The sequence below is a fragment of the Streptomyces cucumeris genome, from assembly GCF_024295805.1.
In the GTDB taxonomy this organism is placed as follows: Bacteria; Actinomycetota; Actinomycetes; order Streptomycetales; family Streptomycetaceae; genus Streptomyces; species Streptomyces cucumeris.
Map to the genome: position 1 here is coordinate 366,883 of NZ_JANCLX010000004.1, position 17,997 is coordinate 384,879.

Annotated in this window: 12 protein-coding genes and 1 pseudogene; 7 read left to right on the plus strand and 6 right to left on the minus strand. The window is 67.7% G+C overall.

What is annotated here, in order from left to right; translation table 11 throughout:
• Positions 1-151 precede the first annotated feature (151 nt).
• Positions 152-793: an HNH endonuclease gene (locus NMK44_RS08610; RefSeq protein ID WP_254740058.1), complete on the minus strand. Its 642-nt coding sequence runs from the start codon at positions 791-793 to the stop codon at positions 152-154.
• 110 nt (positions 794-903) lie between these two features.
• Positions 904-2,253 carry an AAA family ATPase gene (locus NMK44_RS42415; RefSeq protein WP_254740060.1) on the minus strand — a complete coding sequence of 450 codons (1,350 nt, stop codon included), beginning with the start codon at positions 2,251-2,253 and terminating at the stop codon, positions 904-906.
• Between the two features lie 236 nt (positions 2,254-2,489).
• Between NMK44_RS42415 and NMK44_RS08620 the strand changes: the two genes are divergently transcribed.
• From NMK44_RS08620 to NMK44_RS08630, 3 genes are read left to right on the plus strand one after another with little or no spacing between them, the layout of a single operon-like run.
• A complete protein-coding gene (locus NMK44_RS08620; protein ID WP_254740062.1) occupies positions 2,490-5,480 on the plus strand; it encodes a DEAD/DEAH box helicase family protein in 2,991 nt (996 codons plus the stop codon).
• A complete protein-coding gene (locus tag NMK44_RS08625) occupies positions 5,477-7,075 on the plus strand; it encodes a restriction endonuclease subunit S (protein WP_254740064.1) in 1,599 nt (532 codons plus the stop codon). Before NMK44_RS08620 ends, NMK44_RS08625 begins: the two co-directional genes overlap by 4 nt.
• Positions 7,072-8,640: a class I SAM-dependent DNA methyltransferase gene (locus NMK44_RS08630; protein ID WP_254740066.1), complete on the plus strand. Its 1,569-nt coding sequence runs from the start codon at positions 7,072-7,074 to the stop codon at positions 8,638-8,640. The genes NMK44_RS08625 and NMK44_RS08630 overlap by 4 nt, the downstream gene beginning before the upstream one ends.
• 599 nt (positions 8,641-9,239) lie before the next feature.
• Here the strand turns inward: NMK44_RS08630 and NMK44_RS08635 are convergent.
• From NMK44_RS08635 to NMK44_RS08645, 3 genes and pseudogenes are all read right to left on the minus strand, one after another.
• Positions 9,240-10,466, minus strand: a pseudogene (locus NMK44_RS08635) (tyrosine-type recombinase/integrase); the annotation flags it as partial.
• A gap of 11 nt (positions 10,467-10,477) precedes the next feature.
• Entirely contained in the window at positions 10,478-10,774 is a 297-nt protein-coding gene (locus NMK44_RS08640; protein ID WP_254740070.1) for a helix-turn-helix domain-containing protein, read from the minus strand.
• Positions 10,775-10,926: 152 nt separating this feature from the next.
• Positions 10,927-11,490 (minus strand): helix-turn-helix domain-containing protein, encoded by a 564-nt coding sequence (locus tag NMK44_RS08645; protein ID WP_254740072.1) that lies wholly within the window; start codon positions 11,488-11,490, stop codon positions 10,927-10,929.
• Positions 11,491-11,760: 270 nt separating this feature from the next.
• Here NMK44_RS08645 and NMK44_RS08650 point away from each other — a divergent pair, with 270 nt between their 5' ends.
• The 4 genes from NMK44_RS08650 to NMK44_RS08665 all read left to right on the plus strand — a co-directional run bounded on the left by NMK44_RS08650 (position 11,761) and on the right by NMK44_RS08665 (position 16,979).
• Complete coding sequence (locus NMK44_RS08650; protein WP_254740074.1) at positions 11,761-13,302, plus strand: DnaB-like helicase N-terminal domain-containing protein; 1,542 nt, start codon at positions 11,761-11,763, stop codon at positions 13,300-13,302.
• A 251-nt stretch (positions 13,303-13,553) separates the two neighbouring features.
• Entirely contained in the window at positions 13,554-14,384 is an 831-nt protein-coding gene (locus NMK44_RS08655; RefSeq protein ID WP_254740076.1) for a DUF2637 domain-containing protein, read from the plus strand.
• Between the two features lie 317 nt (positions 14,385-14,701).
• On the plus strand, positions 14,702-15,199 hold the full coding sequence (locus NMK44_RS08660; RefSeq protein WP_254740078.1) for a MobC family plasmid mobilization relaxosome protein: 498 nt from the start codon (positions 14,702-14,704) through the stop codon (positions 15,197-15,199).
• 61 nt (positions 15,200-15,260) lie between these two features.
• Positions 15,261-16,979: a relaxase/mobilization nuclease domain-containing protein gene (locus tag NMK44_RS08665; protein WP_254740080.1), complete on the plus strand. Its 1,719-nt coding sequence runs from the start codon at positions 15,261-15,263 to the stop codon at positions 16,977-16,979.
• A gap of 83 nt (positions 16,980-17,062) precedes the next feature.
• On the opposite strand, the gene NMK44_RS08670 is transcribed toward NMK44_RS08665, so the two are convergent.
• Positions 17,063-17,884, minus strand: coding sequence for an SPDY domain-containing protein (locus NMK44_RS08670; protein WP_254740166.1), 822 nt, complete (start codon positions 17,882-17,884; stop codon positions 17,063-17,065).
• Positions 17,885-17,997 lie beyond the last annotated feature (113 nt).

Genomic DNA, 17,997 nt, shown 5'->3' on the forward strand with positions numbered 1-17,997 from the left:
GTGGTGGGTGGTTGTGGGGGGGGGGGGGGGGGGGGGGCCGGGCCCCCCCCCCCCCCCCCCCCCCCCCAACTCTTGCTCCTGGTCTCAGCCGGAGTGATCATCTCCGCAGTACGCCCTGCAAGGGGGATCGAGCCGAACCGCTCCCGGTCCTTCATGCCAGCAGGGCCTCGCGCAGCTCGTCGTCCCGGAGCAGAGCGAGCACATCCGGGTCCGTCTCGGCGAAAATGTTCTGGGCGTCGCCGGCGTCCACGTGGTGCAAGGCCGCGTAGTAGACGTCAGCGAACGGCTGGTTACGTATGCAGTACACGGCAAACCGCATGTCCTTCTCGTTCCGCTCGCTGCGGGCCCGGTCCCAGGCGCGAAGATGGCCGCTGATCTTCACCCACGCCTCGGCCCTGACCCTCGAACGCTTGCCCTCGTTGAGGCCGCACACCTTGATGGTCCACTCCCCCTTCCTGGATCCCTCGACCGGGCGATAGACGCCGCTGTCGAGCCAGAGGGTGAGGTGGTCGAACGGGTCCTCCCTCGTTGGGTCGACGAGCAGTGAGCCGAGGAGTCCGTCGCTCTCGTGCTGTTCGCCCTTGTAGCGCGAGTTGCAGGGGGAACAGGCGAGGAGCAGGTTGGGCCAGTAGAAGGTCCGCAAGGCACAGAGAGCCTTGGGGACCAAGTGGTCGATGGTGTCCGCGAGGTGATCGCCACAGTACATACAGCAGTCGATCCCGGGAGCCATGCCCTCCAGGGCTCCCCGCACCGGCAGGTACACGTCTCGGCGGAAGGTCTCCCGCTTCCACATGCGGTGAACGTGCTGGCGCCGTTCAGGGACCGGAGTGCCTGCGAGTTCCTCGGTCAGCTTGAGAAGCGCGGTTTCCAGTTCGGAGGGCAGGCGGGGCCGCGTAATCCTGATCACGACCCGCCGGCCTCCCCCCTCCTCGCCCCCAGGTCCAGCTCTTCCAGGCGGGTGGCCTGGGAGCTCGCCAGTTCTCTGCGCAGTTTGCGGAACCGACGTGTCATCTCCTCGTCCGCCTGGCCTGTCGCGACCTCGTACTCCAGATCAGCGAGTTCCTCCCGCATCTCCTCTGCGCGGCGAGAGAATGGAGACTCCAGGCCGAAGAAGTCCGACAGGACCGCATCGTCACCGGTGCCGTAGACGACCCTGCCGTAGAGCTTGTCGTCCACCACCTCGGGCGGGACCTGCTCATTCGGCCCGGGAAGACTGATCAGTCCGCCGGGGTCGGCGGCCTGGCAGATGTAGGGGCTGTGTGTGGTGACGATGAACTGCACGGCAGGGAAGTGGACCTTGAACCACTCCCCGATGCGCTGCTGCCAGGACACATGAAGATGGGCGTCGACTTCGTCGATGAGGACGACCCCCGGGTGAGGCAGATACGGTCGGCCGTCATCCCGGCGCAGCTCCAACGTCCCGTACGCCGCGTACATCTGCCGTACGACGTCCAGAACCAGCGCGGTGACCGTACGCAGGCCATCGCTCATACGCCGTAGTGCGATGAGAGGCCCCTCGCCATCGACGCGTCGCAGCCACAATCCGCGTGAGGTGACTTCCTCAACACGGAAGTCCCCCGGCAACAATCCATGGTTGAGAAGGGCGAGTACCGATTCGAGCAGTCGGTCGACTCCGGCTTCGCCTTCCATCTGGCGCATACGCACAGATACGAGCCACTCGACCGACTCCGTGAGCGCCGACTCTTCCTGGAAGAGAGTGCGCAGGGCCTCGGCTCGATCAGAAGTCTGCGGGTCGCGTTCGCGCATCCCGGTGCCGCTCAGCCTTCTGAAGGGGCCGTAGGCCGCGTGGAACCAGCCAGCAGGAGGCGACGGTGACCACAAGAGGCGCGTGGCCTTCGTATGAGAGACGAAGCGCGCCCGCGTGGGCGGCTCATCGTCCTCAGTGAGCGGCTCCCTGTCCGGGCCCCATTCGACCGCTGTCCTCAGCCTGTCGGATGGCCGGGGAGCGCCGAGATCGACATCCGGATCGGCACGGAGAGTGAGTTCCAGTAGACCGCGCGCCAGCCCGTACGAGAGATGATCCTCGATCTCATTGTCCAGCCGACTGGCCCGCTCGGGCCCTGCCAGCGCCAAGGCGATCGTCCTCAGCAGGGTCGTCTTCCCCGAGCCGTTTCGCCCTGCCAGTACCGTCCAGCCCGCACAGCTTCCATCCGGGCGCGTGAAGTCGAGGTCGCAGGCACGAGCGCCGCGGAACCCACGCACGCCGTCGAGCCGGAGCCTCGTCACATACACCGGACTGCCCTTCGCTGTACCGTCCGGGCCCACGTGGCCCGCCGCAATCTATCGCCCACTGTACGGACGCGCACTGACAGCGACTCGTCGCGGTTCGTGGCCGGATCCGGACGGTCGGCGTCCGTGATGCCGCGCGCGTACCGCACGCGCGTACGCCGGTTGATGTAATGAGTGGGACTGGCAAGCCGAATCGGGACGCGTCCGAAGCACGAAGCAGTGAAGTACGGGGAGGGGTCGTGAACGTTGCCGGCACGCAGGCGGACGACAGGGCCGATAGAGCTCTGCGTGAGGCCGGATGGCGCGTGTGCGCCCCGCATGAGCGTGATCTTAGGCCGGATGCGACGGCTGTCCGGACCATTCACCCGCACGACCCCGGCCTTCGGGTCTATCTCCTCTACGTCGACCAGGACCTGAGCGGCCTCGTCGTGGCCGGAGCGGACAAGGCCGATCCTCGCGACCTGATCGCCGAAGCCGACCGACTCGCCGCCCCGCTCACCGAACAGCACCCCAAGCGCGCCTGGCAGGGACGCTCCTTGCCCTTCCGCTACGGAACCAACGGCCACGTCTGGCGCTTCAGCAACGCCCTCGACGCCGAACGCCTTGATGGCACGCCCGCTCCCGACGCCCCCGAGGGCGGAGCGCGCAGTCGCTACGTTTTCGCCCCGGCCCGCCCGGCCGCCGTCGCCCGCTGGAAGCGTGAGGCCGTGCGCAATCCCGAAGCGCCGACCCTGCGGGCCCGGCTGCGCCGCCTGCCTGGCGTCCTACTCGACCCACAACGGCAGTTGTACGAAGCCCAGCGCCGCTCGATCGAGGGCCTGGAGAAGTCCCTCGCGGCGGATCAGCCACGGGCCTTGATCCAGATGGCGACTGGTTCCGGCAAGACGTACACCGTCGTACAAGCGAGCCACCGGCTCCTTGATCACGCAGACGCCCACCGGATCCTCTTCCTTGTGGATCGCAACAACCTAGGTGACCAGGCACGCGACGAGTATCGCGACTTCATCCCGGCGGGTTCGAAGAAGGCACTGCACGAGGAGTTCCCCCTAAAACACCTCTCGGGCGGGAAGTCGGGCTTGGCCGACTCCGACAAGATCGTGATCACCACAATCCAGAGGCTGTGGTGCAAGCTGTCCGGTCAGCCGCTGCCGGAACCGGGCAGCGAGGGCGAGGAGGGATTCGAGGCGGGTGGCACGGCGGGGCTCACGGCCGGGCATCCCGAAGTCCTATACTCGGCCGACCTCCCGCCCGATTATTTCGACTTCATCGTCATCGACGAGTGTCACCGCTCGATCTACGGGACCTGGCGGCCCGTCCTTGAGTACTTCGACGCGCACATCGTGGGCTTGACCGCGACCCCGATCGGGCCGACGTTCGCCTTCTTCAACGAGAACCTCGTCAGCACGTACTCGTTCGAGGAAGCCGTCGCCGATGAGGTCAACGTCGACTACGACGTCTACAAGATCTCGACACGGATCAGCCGTGAGGGCTCGCTGATCCGGGCGACGACGCCAACGGTCGCCCCCGATGGCACGATCGAGCAGCTGAACACGGTCCTCGCCCACGTGGATCGCGTGACGCGAACACAGCACTGGCGCCAACAGGACGAGGACGACGTGTACGCACCGTCCGACCTCAACACGCGCGTGGAGTCCACCGGCCAGATCCGCACGATCATCAAGACCTTCAAGGACAACCTCTTCACCGAGATCTTCCCGCCGCAGGTGGACCTCGGCACCGGCGAGGTCGTCCACGAGCGGAAAGTCGTGCCCAAGACGCTGATCTTCGCGGCCAGCGACAGACATGCAGACGCGATCGTGGACGAGGTGCTTCGCGCGTGGGACGGCGCCGGAGATGGCTTCTGCAAGAAGATCACCAGTGCGGCGTCCCGCCCGGACAAGGCCATCCGCGACTTCCGCAACAAGCCCGAGATCCGGATCGCCGTCACCGTCGACATGATCGCCACTGGTACCGACATCCCGGCTCTGGAGTGCCTCGTCTTCATGCGGGACATCCGGACCTGGTCGTACTTCGAGCAGATGAAAGGCCGCGGTGCTCGGATCATCAAGCCTGAGGTCCTGAAACGGGTCACCGAGGACGCGCTGTGCAAGGACCGCTTCGTCATCGTCGACACGGTCGGAGTGACCGAGCACGCCATGGTCGACGCGAGACCCCTCGTACGAGACGGGATGGCAGAGACCCCCAGCCTTGAGAGGCTTCTCAAGGAGTGCGAGGACGGACGTCCGCTGTCGGCTGACGACGCCGCCACGCTGGCCGGACGCCTCAGCCGTCTCGGTCAGCGCCTGGACGACGAGCAGCTCGCCCGGATCGAAGGCAGCGCGGGTGGCAGGAAGCTGACCGAGCTGGTGACGGGCCTGGTCCTGGCGACCGACCCCGACAGGCTGGCAGGGGAAGGAGTGAGGGCCGCTGTGAAGGACGCAGTGTCGGGCCTTCCGCAAGCCGACAACCTGGGGAACGCAGAATCGGACCCGGAATCGGCTGAGGACCCGGTCGACGCCATGCTGATCGAGGCGCTGCGTCCCTTCGTGGAGCGGGAGGCGCTGCGCGAGGCGCTGCTGGAGGCCGCCAGAGAGCGTCGCTGGATCAAGATCGACCACCTCAGCCGGGACGGCGGCGTGATCGCTGAGGGGGTGACGGATCTGATGCGCGCCGAGCGCACGGTCCAGGACTGGCGTGCTTACATGGAACAGCAGCGGGACCGCTTCGCCGACCTGCGGATCGCCTTCGAGGAACGGCGCCCGCTGAGCGAGGTCCGGGCCCGGGTTGAGGAGGTCCTCGCCCTAGTCCAGCCGCCGCAGCAGCGCTGGTCCAAGCAACAGCTCTGGAAGGCGTACGTCGACTTCGGCATCGCCCGCGACGGACGGCGCAGGGGCGCGGGGTGGCCCGAATTCCTGTCGGTGTTGCGGTTCGAGCTGGAGCTGGACGGAGACGAGTTCCGGCCCTATAGGGATACGGTGGAGCTCCGCTTCCAGACGTGGCTCGCGCGTCAGGAGACGGCGGGTGTGACGTTCACAAAGGAGCAGCAGGTTTGGCTGCGGCTCGTGGTGGGCGTGGTCTCGACGTCGGCGACGGTGTCGTTGGAGGCGCTGGACCAGCATGCGCTGTGTCGTGACGCAGGCGGATGGAGCGGGTTCAGGGAGGTGTTCGCGGGTTGCGAGCGGATGCCAGACGAGCTGATTGACGAGCTGGATCGGGAATTGGGTGCGTGAGCGTAGACAGCGGCATTGATGAGGGCATGGGAGCGCCGGGACTGCCGGAAGGATGGGCTTGGGCGACCGTCGGTGATCTGCTCGTAGGGTCCGATGCCGGCAAGTCGCTCAAGTGTGATCCTCGACCTGCTGCCCCGGATGAATGGGGCATCGTCAAAGTGAGCGCCATGACCTGGGGCGAGTTCCGCCCCGGCGAGAACAAGGCACTGCTCGACGAGGGGCTCGTCAATCCGGCCTACGAGATTCATGCCGGCGACATCTTGGTGAGCCGCGCGAATACGGTCGAGCACGTAGGAGCGCCGGTACTGGTCGGAGAGGTGAGGCCGCGTCTACTGCTGAGCGACAAGAGCCTGCGCTTCAAGCCCGGTTCCGGAGTCGACCGCGACTGGTTCACGTACTGGTTGCGCGCTCCGGCCGTACGTAAGGCGGTCGCGGCGAAGGCGTCGGGTACCTCGGACTCGATGCGGAACATCTCTCAACCGGACCTCAAGGCGATCGCCATCCCCGTTCCGCCCACGGGCGAGCAACGACGCATGGCTGCGGCCATAGACGACCAGCTCACGCGTCTGGACGCAATCGAGACGCGACTGAAGGTTACGCAGCGGTACCTGGAGAAGCTCCAGGACATCGTCATGACGGCCGCCGCGACGGGTGTCCTGGCCTGGGACGCAGATCCGCAGGACATGTCCGTCGCTGACGATTCCTCTGTCAACGATCGCACGCTGCCGCCGCTCGCCTCGGGGTGGCGCTGGGCCCGGCTTCAGGACATTGCCGAGGTGGTCGGTGGGGTCACCAAGGATTCCAAGAATCAGCACGATCCTGAACTACCGGAGGTGCCGTACCTGCGAGTGGCCAATGCTCAGCGTGCTCGACTGGATCTTTCACAGGTGACCAAGATCCGCGTCCCGCCGAAGGTGCTCGAAAAGCTCCGTCTCCGTGACGGAGACCTACTGATGGCCGAGGGCGGCGACCGGGACAAGCTCGGACGTGGCTGGATCTGGGAGAACCAGATCGACGACTGCATTCACCAGAACCACCTGTTCCGTGCCCGTATCCGGGATGAGGCGACACATCCCAAGCTCCTGGGCTGGTACGTCAATTCAGCAGCGCGCAAATGGTTTGAGGCCCATGGCAAGCAAAGCGTGAACCTGGCCTCCATCAGCATGTCGAAGGTCAAGCTGTTGCCGGTCCCGGTGCCTCCGGCGGACACTCAGGAACAGACGGACTATGTGCAGCTTGGCGAGCGAGTCCTCGCACGCTTCGGCCGTCTGGCTGCCGCGTGTGGGAATGGGCTCGCCCACGTCACCGCCCTCCGCCGCGCCCTCCTCGCCGAAGCCTTCGCTGGCCGTCTCGTCCCTCAAGACCCGGAAGATGAACCCGCCGAGGACCTTCTCAAGCGCATCCGGGCCGAGCGCGAGGCCGCTGAGGCTGATCACAAGGCATCCAGGCGGGCAGCTTCCCAAGCCAAGCGCCGGAGCCGCGTCAAGCCGAAGGCATCCGCCGCGGACGAAGCGCCGCCACCACCCGCCCGCTCCACCACCGCCCCCCTCCCTGAGGGCGAACAGACAACCCTCCCCATGGAGTTCACCGCGTGAAGCTGGATCTGCATGCCCGCCGGCTCGTCGACCGGCTCTGGAACTACTGCAACGTCCTGCGTGACGACGGCGTGTCGAGCCTTGAGTACTTGGAGCAGCTCAGCTTCCTGGTGTTCCTCAAGATGGCCGCCGAGATCGAAGAAGCCGACAGCCACATCGCCCAAGAGGGCAGGCGCCGACATGTGCTGCCCCACGCCAAGGAGTGGCAGGGCCGCGGCTGGCCGGAACTTCTCGACCTCACGGGCAGTGAGCTGGAAGAGGCGTACACGCAGCTACTTGCCGACCTCGGCCAGCGCGGAGAGAACGAGAACACCACCCTCGGCTTGATCTTCCACCGTGCGCGCAATCGTCTCCAGAACCCCGCCAACCTACGCCGCCTCATCGTTGACCTGATCGACAAGGAGGAGTGGCTCAGCGCTAGCAAAGACATCAAGGGCGATGCGTACGAGGCCCTCATCGCCCGCAGCGCCGAGGACACCAAGGCCGGCGCCGGGCAGTACTTCACACCTCGAGTGCTAATCGAGTCCATCGTGCGCTGCATGCGGCCCACCCCGGACGACATCATCACCGACCCGGCCTGCGGCACAGGCGGATTCCTGCTCGCTGCGCACGACTACGTCGTGCGCGAGTACGGCGGCGAAATGTCCACGGAAGACTTCGCCCGCTTCGACGAGGGCGCGATCTGGGGGACCGAACTCGTCTCAGCCACCGCCCGTCTCGCGGCGATGAACCTGCTGCTCCACAACATCGGCCGACCGGACGGCACACCCCTCATCCACGTCGAGGATGCTCTCGCCAGGCCGCCCGCGAAGCGCGCCTCAATGGTCCTGGCCAACCCGCCCTTTGGTAAGAAGTCGTCGATCGTAATCACCAACATCGACGGTTCGGTCAGCCGCGAGGACATGTCGTATCATCGCCGCGACTTCTGGGAGACCACCACCAACAAGCAGTTCAACTTCGTTCAGCACATCGCGAACCTGCTCACCGACAATGGCCGCGCCGCCGTGATCCTCCCGGACAACGTCCTCAACGAGGGTGGCCGAGGTGCGAGCATCCGCCGTGAGCTGCTCAAACGTTACAATCTCCACACCATGCTCCGCCTACCCAAAGGCATCTTCTACGCGGGCAGTGTCAAGGCCAACGTCCTGTTCTTCGACGCTGCCCCGCCCCGTCGCAGCGATGATGAGCCGCCGCGCACTCAGCAGTTGTGGGTGTACGACCTGCGCACCGGCAACCGCCTAACGCTGAAGCAGAATCCGCTGCTCCCCGGGCACCTCGAGGACTTCGAGAAGCGCGCCTTCGGCGTCGGCGAATCCGACCCAGACAGTGCCATTGCCCGCCGCGTACCTGAAGGCCGTCTCCAGGTCTTCGATGGCACCAAACTCGTCGCCACCAGGGATGTCAACCTCGACATCGGCCTGGTCGAACCGGACGACGCGGAGGCCAAATCTCTGACCGAGTTGACACTCGCACTGTCCTCCGAACTTCGCGACGCATTGTCCGAACTGGAAGACTTGGCACAGGACTTGGGCGTGGAGCTGCCGTTGCTCATCCAGGAGCAGTAGTAGGGAAATGGGCCCGGCCAATAGTGGTCAGGGCCCATTCCCTACATGTCCAGCTACGAGTCGTCGCTACTATCCCCGTACTTGCCGGGGTTCTTCGCGCGATCCACAGCCTGTGCACAAGCCTCGATGAACGCTGCGTCAACAGCCTCCTGGTCGGTACCGCGGACCTGAGCCTCGACCTCGCGGCCAGGGCGGCGCGCGGTGTGCCACCGAACTGTTAGGTCCGTGTAGCTCTCGCCCTCGAAATCCCAGGCCGTCGCCGACCACTGCTCAGGCACGCCGACGTTCAGACGCTCACCCCCAGCTACGAAGAGGGCGCGGGCGTGAAACACGACCTTGCATTCGGGCATCCAGTCGCGGATAGCCCGCAGACCGCCAGGCCCGTCCCTCTCCCATTTCTCCCGGTCCCACTCCTCGATCTCTGCGGTCTCGTCCGGGCGATCGGCCTGCCACTGCTCGACCAATGCCTGAGCGCTCTCGCGGCGACGGAAGGGCACGAAACGTTCGCCGAGGTGGGCGACGTACACCGTCGGCTCCGCCGGGCCAAGGCTCTGGCTCGGGCCAGACACCGAACCGCCGAGTGCGGATTGTGGTGTCGTTCCCCATAGCAGGCCGCCGACCTTCGCGGCGGTCTGCTGGAGCACAGGGCTGGTGAGGTGCTGGTACCGGCTGCGCATCCGGGCGGACTTGCCGGGCTCCCAGCCCATGATGCGGTCGACGACCGTATCAGGGACACCAAGGAGGAGTAGGACGGTCGCTGCGGTGTGACGGGCGTCGTGAAGGCGGCCGTCGCGTACGTTCGCCGCCTTCAGCAGGTCCTTCCACCTGTGGTGGTCGGTGTTGGGGTTAAGCGGCTCGCCGGTCGGCGAGGTGAACACGTACCCCTTCTCCACCCACAGGTCGCGTGCGAGTGCCCGCTCGCGTTCCTGCACCTCCTTGTGCCGTCGTAGCAGCTTCAGCAACTCCTCAGGCGCACCGATCGGGCGCTTTCCGGCGCGAGTCTTGGTGTCCTTCGTCTCGCGCCGGAGGCTGATCTTCTGCGGGCAATAGCCCGGCTTACGTCCGCACTTGTCTCCGCAGCCGTGCTTGTAGCGGGGCCGAAGGCGGCCTCGGCGTACGAGTATCACGCCCGCTTCGAAGTCGATGTCCTCCCACTTCAGGCCGAGTGCCTCGCCTTGGCGGAGGCCCAGGGCGAGCGCGATGACCCAGCGGGCGGTGTTGCGGTGCTTATCCGCTTCGAGGAGGAGTCGCTGGACCTCCTCGACCGAGTACGGCTCGACCTCCTCCTCTTCGACCTTGGGAGCCTTGGCGATGGAGGCTGGGTTGGTGGCGAGGTGACGCCGACGAACGGCCTCGTTCAGTGCCGTACGAACAGTGCGGTGCGCCTGGTGGGCGGTGCCGGCTGCACTGCCGTTTGCCTCCATTTTCCGGTAGAAGCGCTCCAAGTGCTCGGGCTCCAGCTTCTCCAGGCGGTGGGTGCCCAGACCAGGGATGAGGTGGTGGTAGACCGCGACGCGGTAGCCGTCGATAGTGTTCTCACCGACGCTGGGTGCGGCAATGTTCTCCGCCCAGTGGGTCAGCCAGGTCTCAACGGTCCAGGTCTGCCCGGCCTTGGGAACACCGGTGGAGTCTCGCCGCTTCTCCAGGTCGCGTACGGCCTTGGTGACCTCGGGGCGGGTCTTGCGACTGATGTGGCGACGGTCGGGGCGACCGTCGTCCTTGACTCCGACGGTTATATAGCCGTGCCAGCGGCCGTCCTTCCCGAAGAAGATCGAGGAAGCGCCGTTGGGCTGGCGGGACGTGCGGGGCTTCTTGGGCTGTGCCATGCGCGCCCGCCTCAGGCCGCGACGTCGAAGTCCGTGGCCCGGTAGCGGCGGGCTAGGAATTCTCCGACCGCCTCGGCGGGTATGCGGCGCAGGCTGCCGATCTTGACGGAAGGTATCTCCCCAGACGAGACGTACTCGTACATCTTCGTCCGCCCGATGCCGAGGCGGCGGGCAGCCTGCTCGACGGTGAGCCCGACGAGAGTGGGGTCGCCGGGTTCGTCACCCTCGGCCATCAAGGTCCGGAGGGCATTCTCGGGGATACCGAGCAGCTGGGCGATCTGGGTGACGGGCAGGGGGAACTCGGGCAAGAGGGCTCCTCACCCCGGTCACGTACGGAGCGCCAACTCCGGCCGGACCGGTCGTGGTGGTGTGGGTGTGGTTGGGCGGTTGCGCAGACGCGCGAAGGTGCCGCATTGGAAGGCCCTGGGTGTTCGCAGCACCGAGGGCCTGGCGGCAGGGATTACTCGTCGATACCGCTGTCGGCGGCCGAGGGATTGACGGCGTCGCCGAGCCAGCGGATCAGCCGGGAACGGGCGCCCTGGTGGCGGTGGAAGTCGCCGTCGGAGGCCGCGTCCAGTTCGTGGGCGAGCAAGTTGCGGACCATGGTCTCCTGGTCCGGGTTGGCCTTGGTGTACTCCCGGAGCTGGTCCTGGACGCGGTCCATGGATTTGCCGAGGGAGCGCCATTCCTTCCACAGCTCGACGTACTCGCCGACCAGGCGCCGGATGATCGGGTTGGCCATCTGGCCTGGCGGGCTGGCCAGCTCGTCGAGGGTCATGTCGAAGATCTTGCAGAAGCCGAGTGCCTCATCGGTGTTGACCCGGCGGCGCGGCTTGCCGCTCTCGATGCGCCAGACCGCGGACTGGCCGATGGGGTGGCCGATCTCGGCCATCTTCTCCGCCAGGGTGACCGTGCTCCATCCGCGCGCTTCGCGCTCCAGTTTCACGCGCTCGGCGATGTTGTCCTCGACCGGGGGTCGCGCGTTCGTAGAGCGCGCATCGTCGTCGCCCTTGCCCTCGGCCATGTTCACCTCCTCGTCGTGCGGGCCTGGCCGTACAGCTGCGGCCCAGGGTGAACCAGTAGAGCGCATTTGGAAGACGAATGCAAGTAGATGTTTCCCGAATGCCTAGGGTAGACTTATGGCGTCCGGCGGCGAACGCGGCTGGACAAGCAGAAACCCCCGGTGCTGCGAACACCGGGGGCGAAGCAGAAAACCTCGCAACCGCCCAACCATGACGATCTGGACCGGTGGCCGGAGTTGGCGCTCCATGTGGCCTGCCGGGAGAGGAGTCCTATGGCCCAGAGTACGGGCCTGCCACACCAATTTCCATCCCGCCAGCCCTCGGACGAGGGCCCTGGAGGCGGTCTCCGTGGCCCGGGCGAACCCCTGTATGCCCTGGCTGCCGAGCAGGCAGTGCTTGGCGCATGCATGCACCGCAGCGAGGCCGTGGACGTGGCCCGGGGCGTCCTGGACGCCACCGACTTCTACCGGCCCGCGCACGAGACGGTCTGGCGCACGCTCCTCGCGCTACGGGGCGAGGATCTGCCCACCGACCCCATCGTGCTGAGCGAGCGCCTCGACGCCGCCGGTGACCTGAGCCGCGTAGGCGGCGCGGCCTACCTGCACCAACTCGCCAGCGCCTCGCCCTCGGTCGGCGACGCCGAGCATCACGCTCACATCGTGCGCCGCCAGGCCGACCGGCGACGCCTGCACTCCATGAGTCTCCGGCTGCAGCAGCAGACCGAAGAACCAGGCGCCGATCCGGATGTGGTCCGCAGCACTTTCGAGGCGGACCTGCGCACCGAGCGCGAACGGGCTCTGGCCTCCGGCAGCGGGCGCCTCTCCCGCTACCTCGTCGACGGCTGGGACTTCGTCACCAAGACCGGCGCGGACACCGACCCCCTGTGGGGGACGCGCGACCAGACCGCCTGGTCGTCCGGCGAATGCCTGATGATCGTCGGCGCCCCCGGCGTCGGCAAGACGACGCTCGCCCACCAGGTCGTCCTTGCCCGCCTCGGCATGCAGGACACAGTCCTCGACCTGCCGGTCGCCGAGAGCGAGCGCGTGTTGTACCTGGCGATGGACCGGCCGAAGCAGATCGCCCGCGCGATGGCCCGCCGCGTCGGCCTCCGTGACGAGCAGCGGCTCCGCGAGCGGCTCTCCGTCTGGCAGGGCCCGCTGCCCGCCACCCTCGACAAGGAGCCGGACCTGCTGGCCGACCTGGCCGCAGCGCACGGCGCCGACACGATCGTGATCGACAGCCTCAAGGACGCCGTCAGCACGCTCGTCGACGACGCCCTCGCAGTGGCGTACCACAACGCCCGCATGCGTGCTCTGCGCAACGGCGTCGAGGTCATGGAGCTACACCACCAGCGCAAGGCCACGGCCGACGCCCCGCGCGGCCAGCGTCCCGCCCTGGACAGGGTCTACGGCTCCACCTGGCTCACCTCCGGTGCCGGAAGCGTGCTGTTCGTCGAAGGCAAGGCAGGTGACCCCGCCGTCACAATCCACCACCTCAAGACCGTGACCGGCGAGATCGGTCCGCTCAACGTCGTTCACGACCACCAGCACGGCACCACAACGGTCGAGCCGACCCTCGACCCAACGGTCCTCCTGCGGAGCGCACCCAACGGGCTGACCACCCGCGACCTGGCAACACGCCTCTCCGGCGACGCCAACCCCGAACGCGCCGACGTCGAGAAGGCCCGCCGCCACCTCGAACGCCTGGTCGCCACCAACCTCGCCGTCAAAGCCGACGGTATGGCCGGTGGAACGGGAGGCGGGCAGCAGGCCCGCTACTACGCATCCGCCCGCCACATCGGCGTCGTCGGCTGACACCACGCCCGCAGCCCCGGAAGCGATCACGCGACCGTACACGCGCCCCTGACGCGCGCACGCCCCGGAAAGCCGCCCACGGCGTCCACGCTCACCGCAAAACCGCAGGTAGAGCGACCACGCGAGCGTCCACGCCGTACACGCGACCGAGCGATCACGCGCGGGGCCCCCTTTAGAAGGGGCCCCGCGTGTACGCCCCCTCCGTGAACGCCGCCCCTCAAGCTCACCGCGCCACCCTGGAGAGACCTGACTTGCCCTCCCCCCGCCCGATAGCCCTCGCCGCCGTACGCGGCAGCCGCTCCATCCGCGTCGGCATCGTCCTGCTCGCCGCCTTCGGCTTCGCGCTCTCCTACGACGCCCTGCGCCAGATGGCCGTCGCAGGCCACGTCCGCGGGCCGCTCACCTACCTCTTCCCGCTCGTGATCGACGGCTTCATCGCCATCGGCATCGTCGCCCTGCTCATCCTGCGAGGCGCACCTCTTCACTCCCGCCTCTACGTGTGGACGCTCATCGGTGCAGCCACCGGCACCAGCATCGCGGCCAACGTCGTCCACGCCATCGGCCTCAACGAAGGAACCCGCCTCCACCTCAACAACACCACCGCCGGCGCCCTGTCCGCCATCGCCCCACTCGCCCTCGCCGGCGCCGTCCACCTCTACCTCGTCATGAACCGCCACCTCGCCGACGACGACGCCGTGGCGGAAGCGAGGCCCGCCACGGAGCCCGCAGTGTCCGCCAAGCCAGAGGGAGACCGTCAGATCTGCCAAGAGCTGGCGAGCGACGCCAACACCGTGGCGCCCGCCAAGACGAGCAGCCCACCGCCGACGCCCGAGGCGAAGTCCGACGCCATCAAGATCCCCTCCGCCAAGAAGGCGTCCAAATCCCGCCAACGCACCGTCCCCGAAGAGAAACTACTGGCCACGGCACGCGCCATCGGTGCCGAGAACGGCCAAGTCCCTCGCACCGCCTTGGAGAAGGCAGTCAGGGCCAAGGGCTACACCGTGAGCAAAGACGACGCCAAGAAGGCGGCCGACGCAGTCAGGGAAGAACTGACCGCCACCAAGAGCAGCGTCGTCACGTGAGCGCCATGGCGGAAAAGCAGGCGTTGGCAGTTCGCGTCCGCCACCACCTGGCACAGCCAGCTGAACCACGCCACCCACGAGGACATCAACGCCGAGCTCCGCCACTCGAGACCTCGCCTGCCCGACTCCGGCTCCGCGCCACGGCTGCAGCCGTGTCCCACACGACTCCATGGAGACCACCAATGCACGACGAGCACCACATGCACCTCACCCACCGTGATGCGTCAATCGACACCCCAGCCCCAGACGGAGCAAGTTATCCGCCGCGACACTCTTCCCCGTCGGGGAAGGCAGCCGGGCCAGAACCCGCCCCAGGAGTGGCGGGGGCGGACCAGCACCGGGGGGTGCTGGCCTGTGGGGCAACGACCGAGGGCGGATCGCAGCCGGAGGAGAAGCCGTCACCGCGCAAGCGCCGCGATGCGAAGAAGACCTCGCGCAAACGCTCGCCCAAGCCGCCTTCGCACAAGCGCGATTACGTGTGCAGCGTCCGCCTGAACGTCGACGAGAAGACCCTGCTCTCCGCTGCCGCCAGCACGACCCGTACGAGCCTGCCGGCCTTCCTCGCCCGCAGCGGGCTCGCCTCCGCACACGATCTCGACAACACCGCCGCCGCCATCGCAGGCCACCGCGAGCTGGTCGCCGAACTGTTCGCCGCCCGCCGACACCTCGGACAGGTCGGCAACAACCTCAACCAGATCGCCCGCGCCCTCAACTCCGGCGGTCAGCCAGCAGAGATGGACGCGGTGATCGCGGCGGTCCAGCGCGCCGTGACCCGCGTACAGGCAGCCACCGACCGGCTGCTGGACCAGCACTGACCTGGCTTACATACGACGCCACCCCGCGCCCACCACTCCCACCAATCACCTCGGACACAGCATGATCCCCCGGATACAGAAGCGCGGCCAGCGCACCATCGGGCTCCTGTACTACCTGTACGGGCCCGGGAAGCACGAGGAGCACATCGACCCGCATCTGGTCGCCTCCTGGGACCACAACGCTCCCGACCCCGGCCGGGACCGGTCTGCCACCCTTCGGCAGCTCCAGCAGCTTCTGGACCAGCCCGTCGAGAACATCGACCAATCGCAGCGGCCGAAGAAGCACGTGTGGCACCTGTCCGTCCGCAACAGTGCCGAGGACCGGATCCTGGCGGACGAGGAGTGGGGCGAGGTGGCCCGTCGGATGGTCGCCGCTGCCGGTATCGACGACCCCGAGCAAGGTGCTGGGTGCCGGTGGGTGGCCGTCCGGCACGCCGACGATCACATCCACATCGTCGCCACCCTCGTCCGCGAAGACGGCTACAAGCCCGAACTCAACCACGACGCTGCCCGCGTCCAAGCCCAGGCCCGCGCCCTCGAAGTGGAGTTGGGCCTGCGCCGCCTCAGCAAGGGCGATGGCACTGCCGCCCAGCGTTCGACCAACGCCGAGCGCCACAAGGCCCAACGCCAAGGCCGAGAGCGCACCGCGCGGGAAGAACTTCGGGAGACCGTGCGCCGCGCGGCGGCTGGCACAGCCAGCGAGGAGGAGTTCTTCGAGCGGCTGGCCGCCGCCGGTCTGCTGATCCGCAAGCGCCTCGCCCCCTCCGGGGACCTGCTCGGCTACAAGGTCGCCCTGCCCGATGACCGCAACAAGGACGACGAGCCGGTGTTCTACCCTGGCGCGCGCCTCGCGCCGGACCTGTCCCTGCCCCGGATCCGGGAACGCTGGTCCGGCGACACCCACGACCAGGACACCCCGCAAGATGCCCCCGTCCGTACGGCGCCGAGCACACCGGCCGCCGCCCGCCGGCGAACAGCAGCGGCGGCGTGGCAAGCGATGCTCCTCATCGAGCACGGCAACGACAAAGTGTCCGCCGCGTACATCGCGGCAGCCAGCGAGGTCCTGGACGCGCTCGCGGCCACCTCCGCCGCTCACACCCGACGCGAACTGCGCGACGCCGCCATCGCGTTCGAGCGCGCCTCCCGCTCCCATATCCGGGCCGAGCGCGGCCACGACCGGGCACTGCGACAGGCCGCCCGCGACCTCGTCCACAGCGGAACCGCCCTGGGCCGCGGAGAGGACGGCGCGACCACCGCGATGGCGATCGACATGATGTTCTTCCTCATCACCGCCGCCACCCACTGGCACGCGAAGAAGGGACACACCCAGCAGGCTGCCGCCGCCCGCCAGACCGCCGAACACCTGCGGACCGCCTACCAGGCCGCCGCGGCCCAGCCCCTCGGCGTCCTCTACCAGCGAGGCCGACGCCTGAGCCGCCCTCTCCTCCAGCGCCAGACGGCACTGCTACGCGAAGCCGTGCCTGAGCTGGCGGAGCAGGTCCTCGCCGAGCCCGGCTGGTACGCACTCGCCGCCACCCTCACCGACGCCGAGAACGCCGGCCACGACCCCACATCTCTCCTGACCGACGCTGCCCGGCATCGGGAACTCGCCACGGCGGAGTCCGTAAGCGACGTGCTGGTGTGGCGTCTGCGCCGAACCGCCGACCTACCGGCCGCCACCAGCCCCACGACGGCGGAAGCCCACACGGCCCAGCACGCGGCCCACGGTACGTGGCAGCAGGCACAGGGCCGATCTGCAGCTCGCCGCGGCCGGTCGTAGCTGCGGACCTTGTGCGCGACGAGCCCGGCTTCCTCGTTCGAGGAGGCCGGGCTCGTTGCGCCAGGTGAGAGTGCAGCGGGTCGTCAACCGGCTGGGGCTCGCAGCAGCCGGTCCTGAGTGCTCTCGGGCAGCACTCGACGCAGGACCGGTGCGGTGGAGCTGAGGGAGTCGGCGAACGCAGCGACGAGGTCGTACGGCACGCTGGCGCCGAACGACGCCGCCCACAGATAGCCCGCGCCGAACACCGGCTCGGCCCACGCCTGCCACCCGGCCAGTACTGCCTCGTCAGCCTCGGCCACGAGAGCGAGCGGGTCGGCATCCTGAATGAGAGGCGGCACCTCACCAAGGCGGACGTGGGAAGCGAAGGTCGGATCCACCGCCCTCATCCCGGGCTGGTCCACGTCGCGCAGCCAACCATGCGCCGCAACAGCGTCGACGACCAGCTCTGGGCCGCCAAGCGGTACGGCAGGCTGATCGCGCGCGTCGAGCGCGACGAGAAAGTCAGCGAGGACCTCGCCGGGGACATCGCGGGTGAAGTAGGCCGACCACTCCGCGAGCGGGCTGCTCGTGTCCGCACGAGCGGAGACCTGCCAGGCGATCGGCAAACTCCCCAGGTGGAAGGGCTCATCCGGCAGGACCCACTGGGCCCAGCGGAGAGTGTCGGGACTGATGTGAAGGACGGTGCTGCGCAGAACCTGACGGTCCTCCGGCACCTCGTCCAACTCCTGCCGTCCACGGACGATCGTCAAGCTGGTCCACCCTAGGTCAGCGAGCACGTCCGCGACGGCATCGTAGAGACGTCCGTCGTCACCTGCCAGGTACCGGGGACCGACCCAGTACGCGGACGGGGCGCTGGTCGAGGTGGATGGGTCGAACGGGAAGTCGGGATGCAGGAGCGCCTCCAGGGGGCTGGTGGGGAATCACGGGCCGCCCGGTTGGTCCGTAGCGTGGGCGACGTGCGCTAGGTGGGGCGGCATCGGGAAAGCGGCATCTCATGCCGCACTGGCATGCCCGGGTG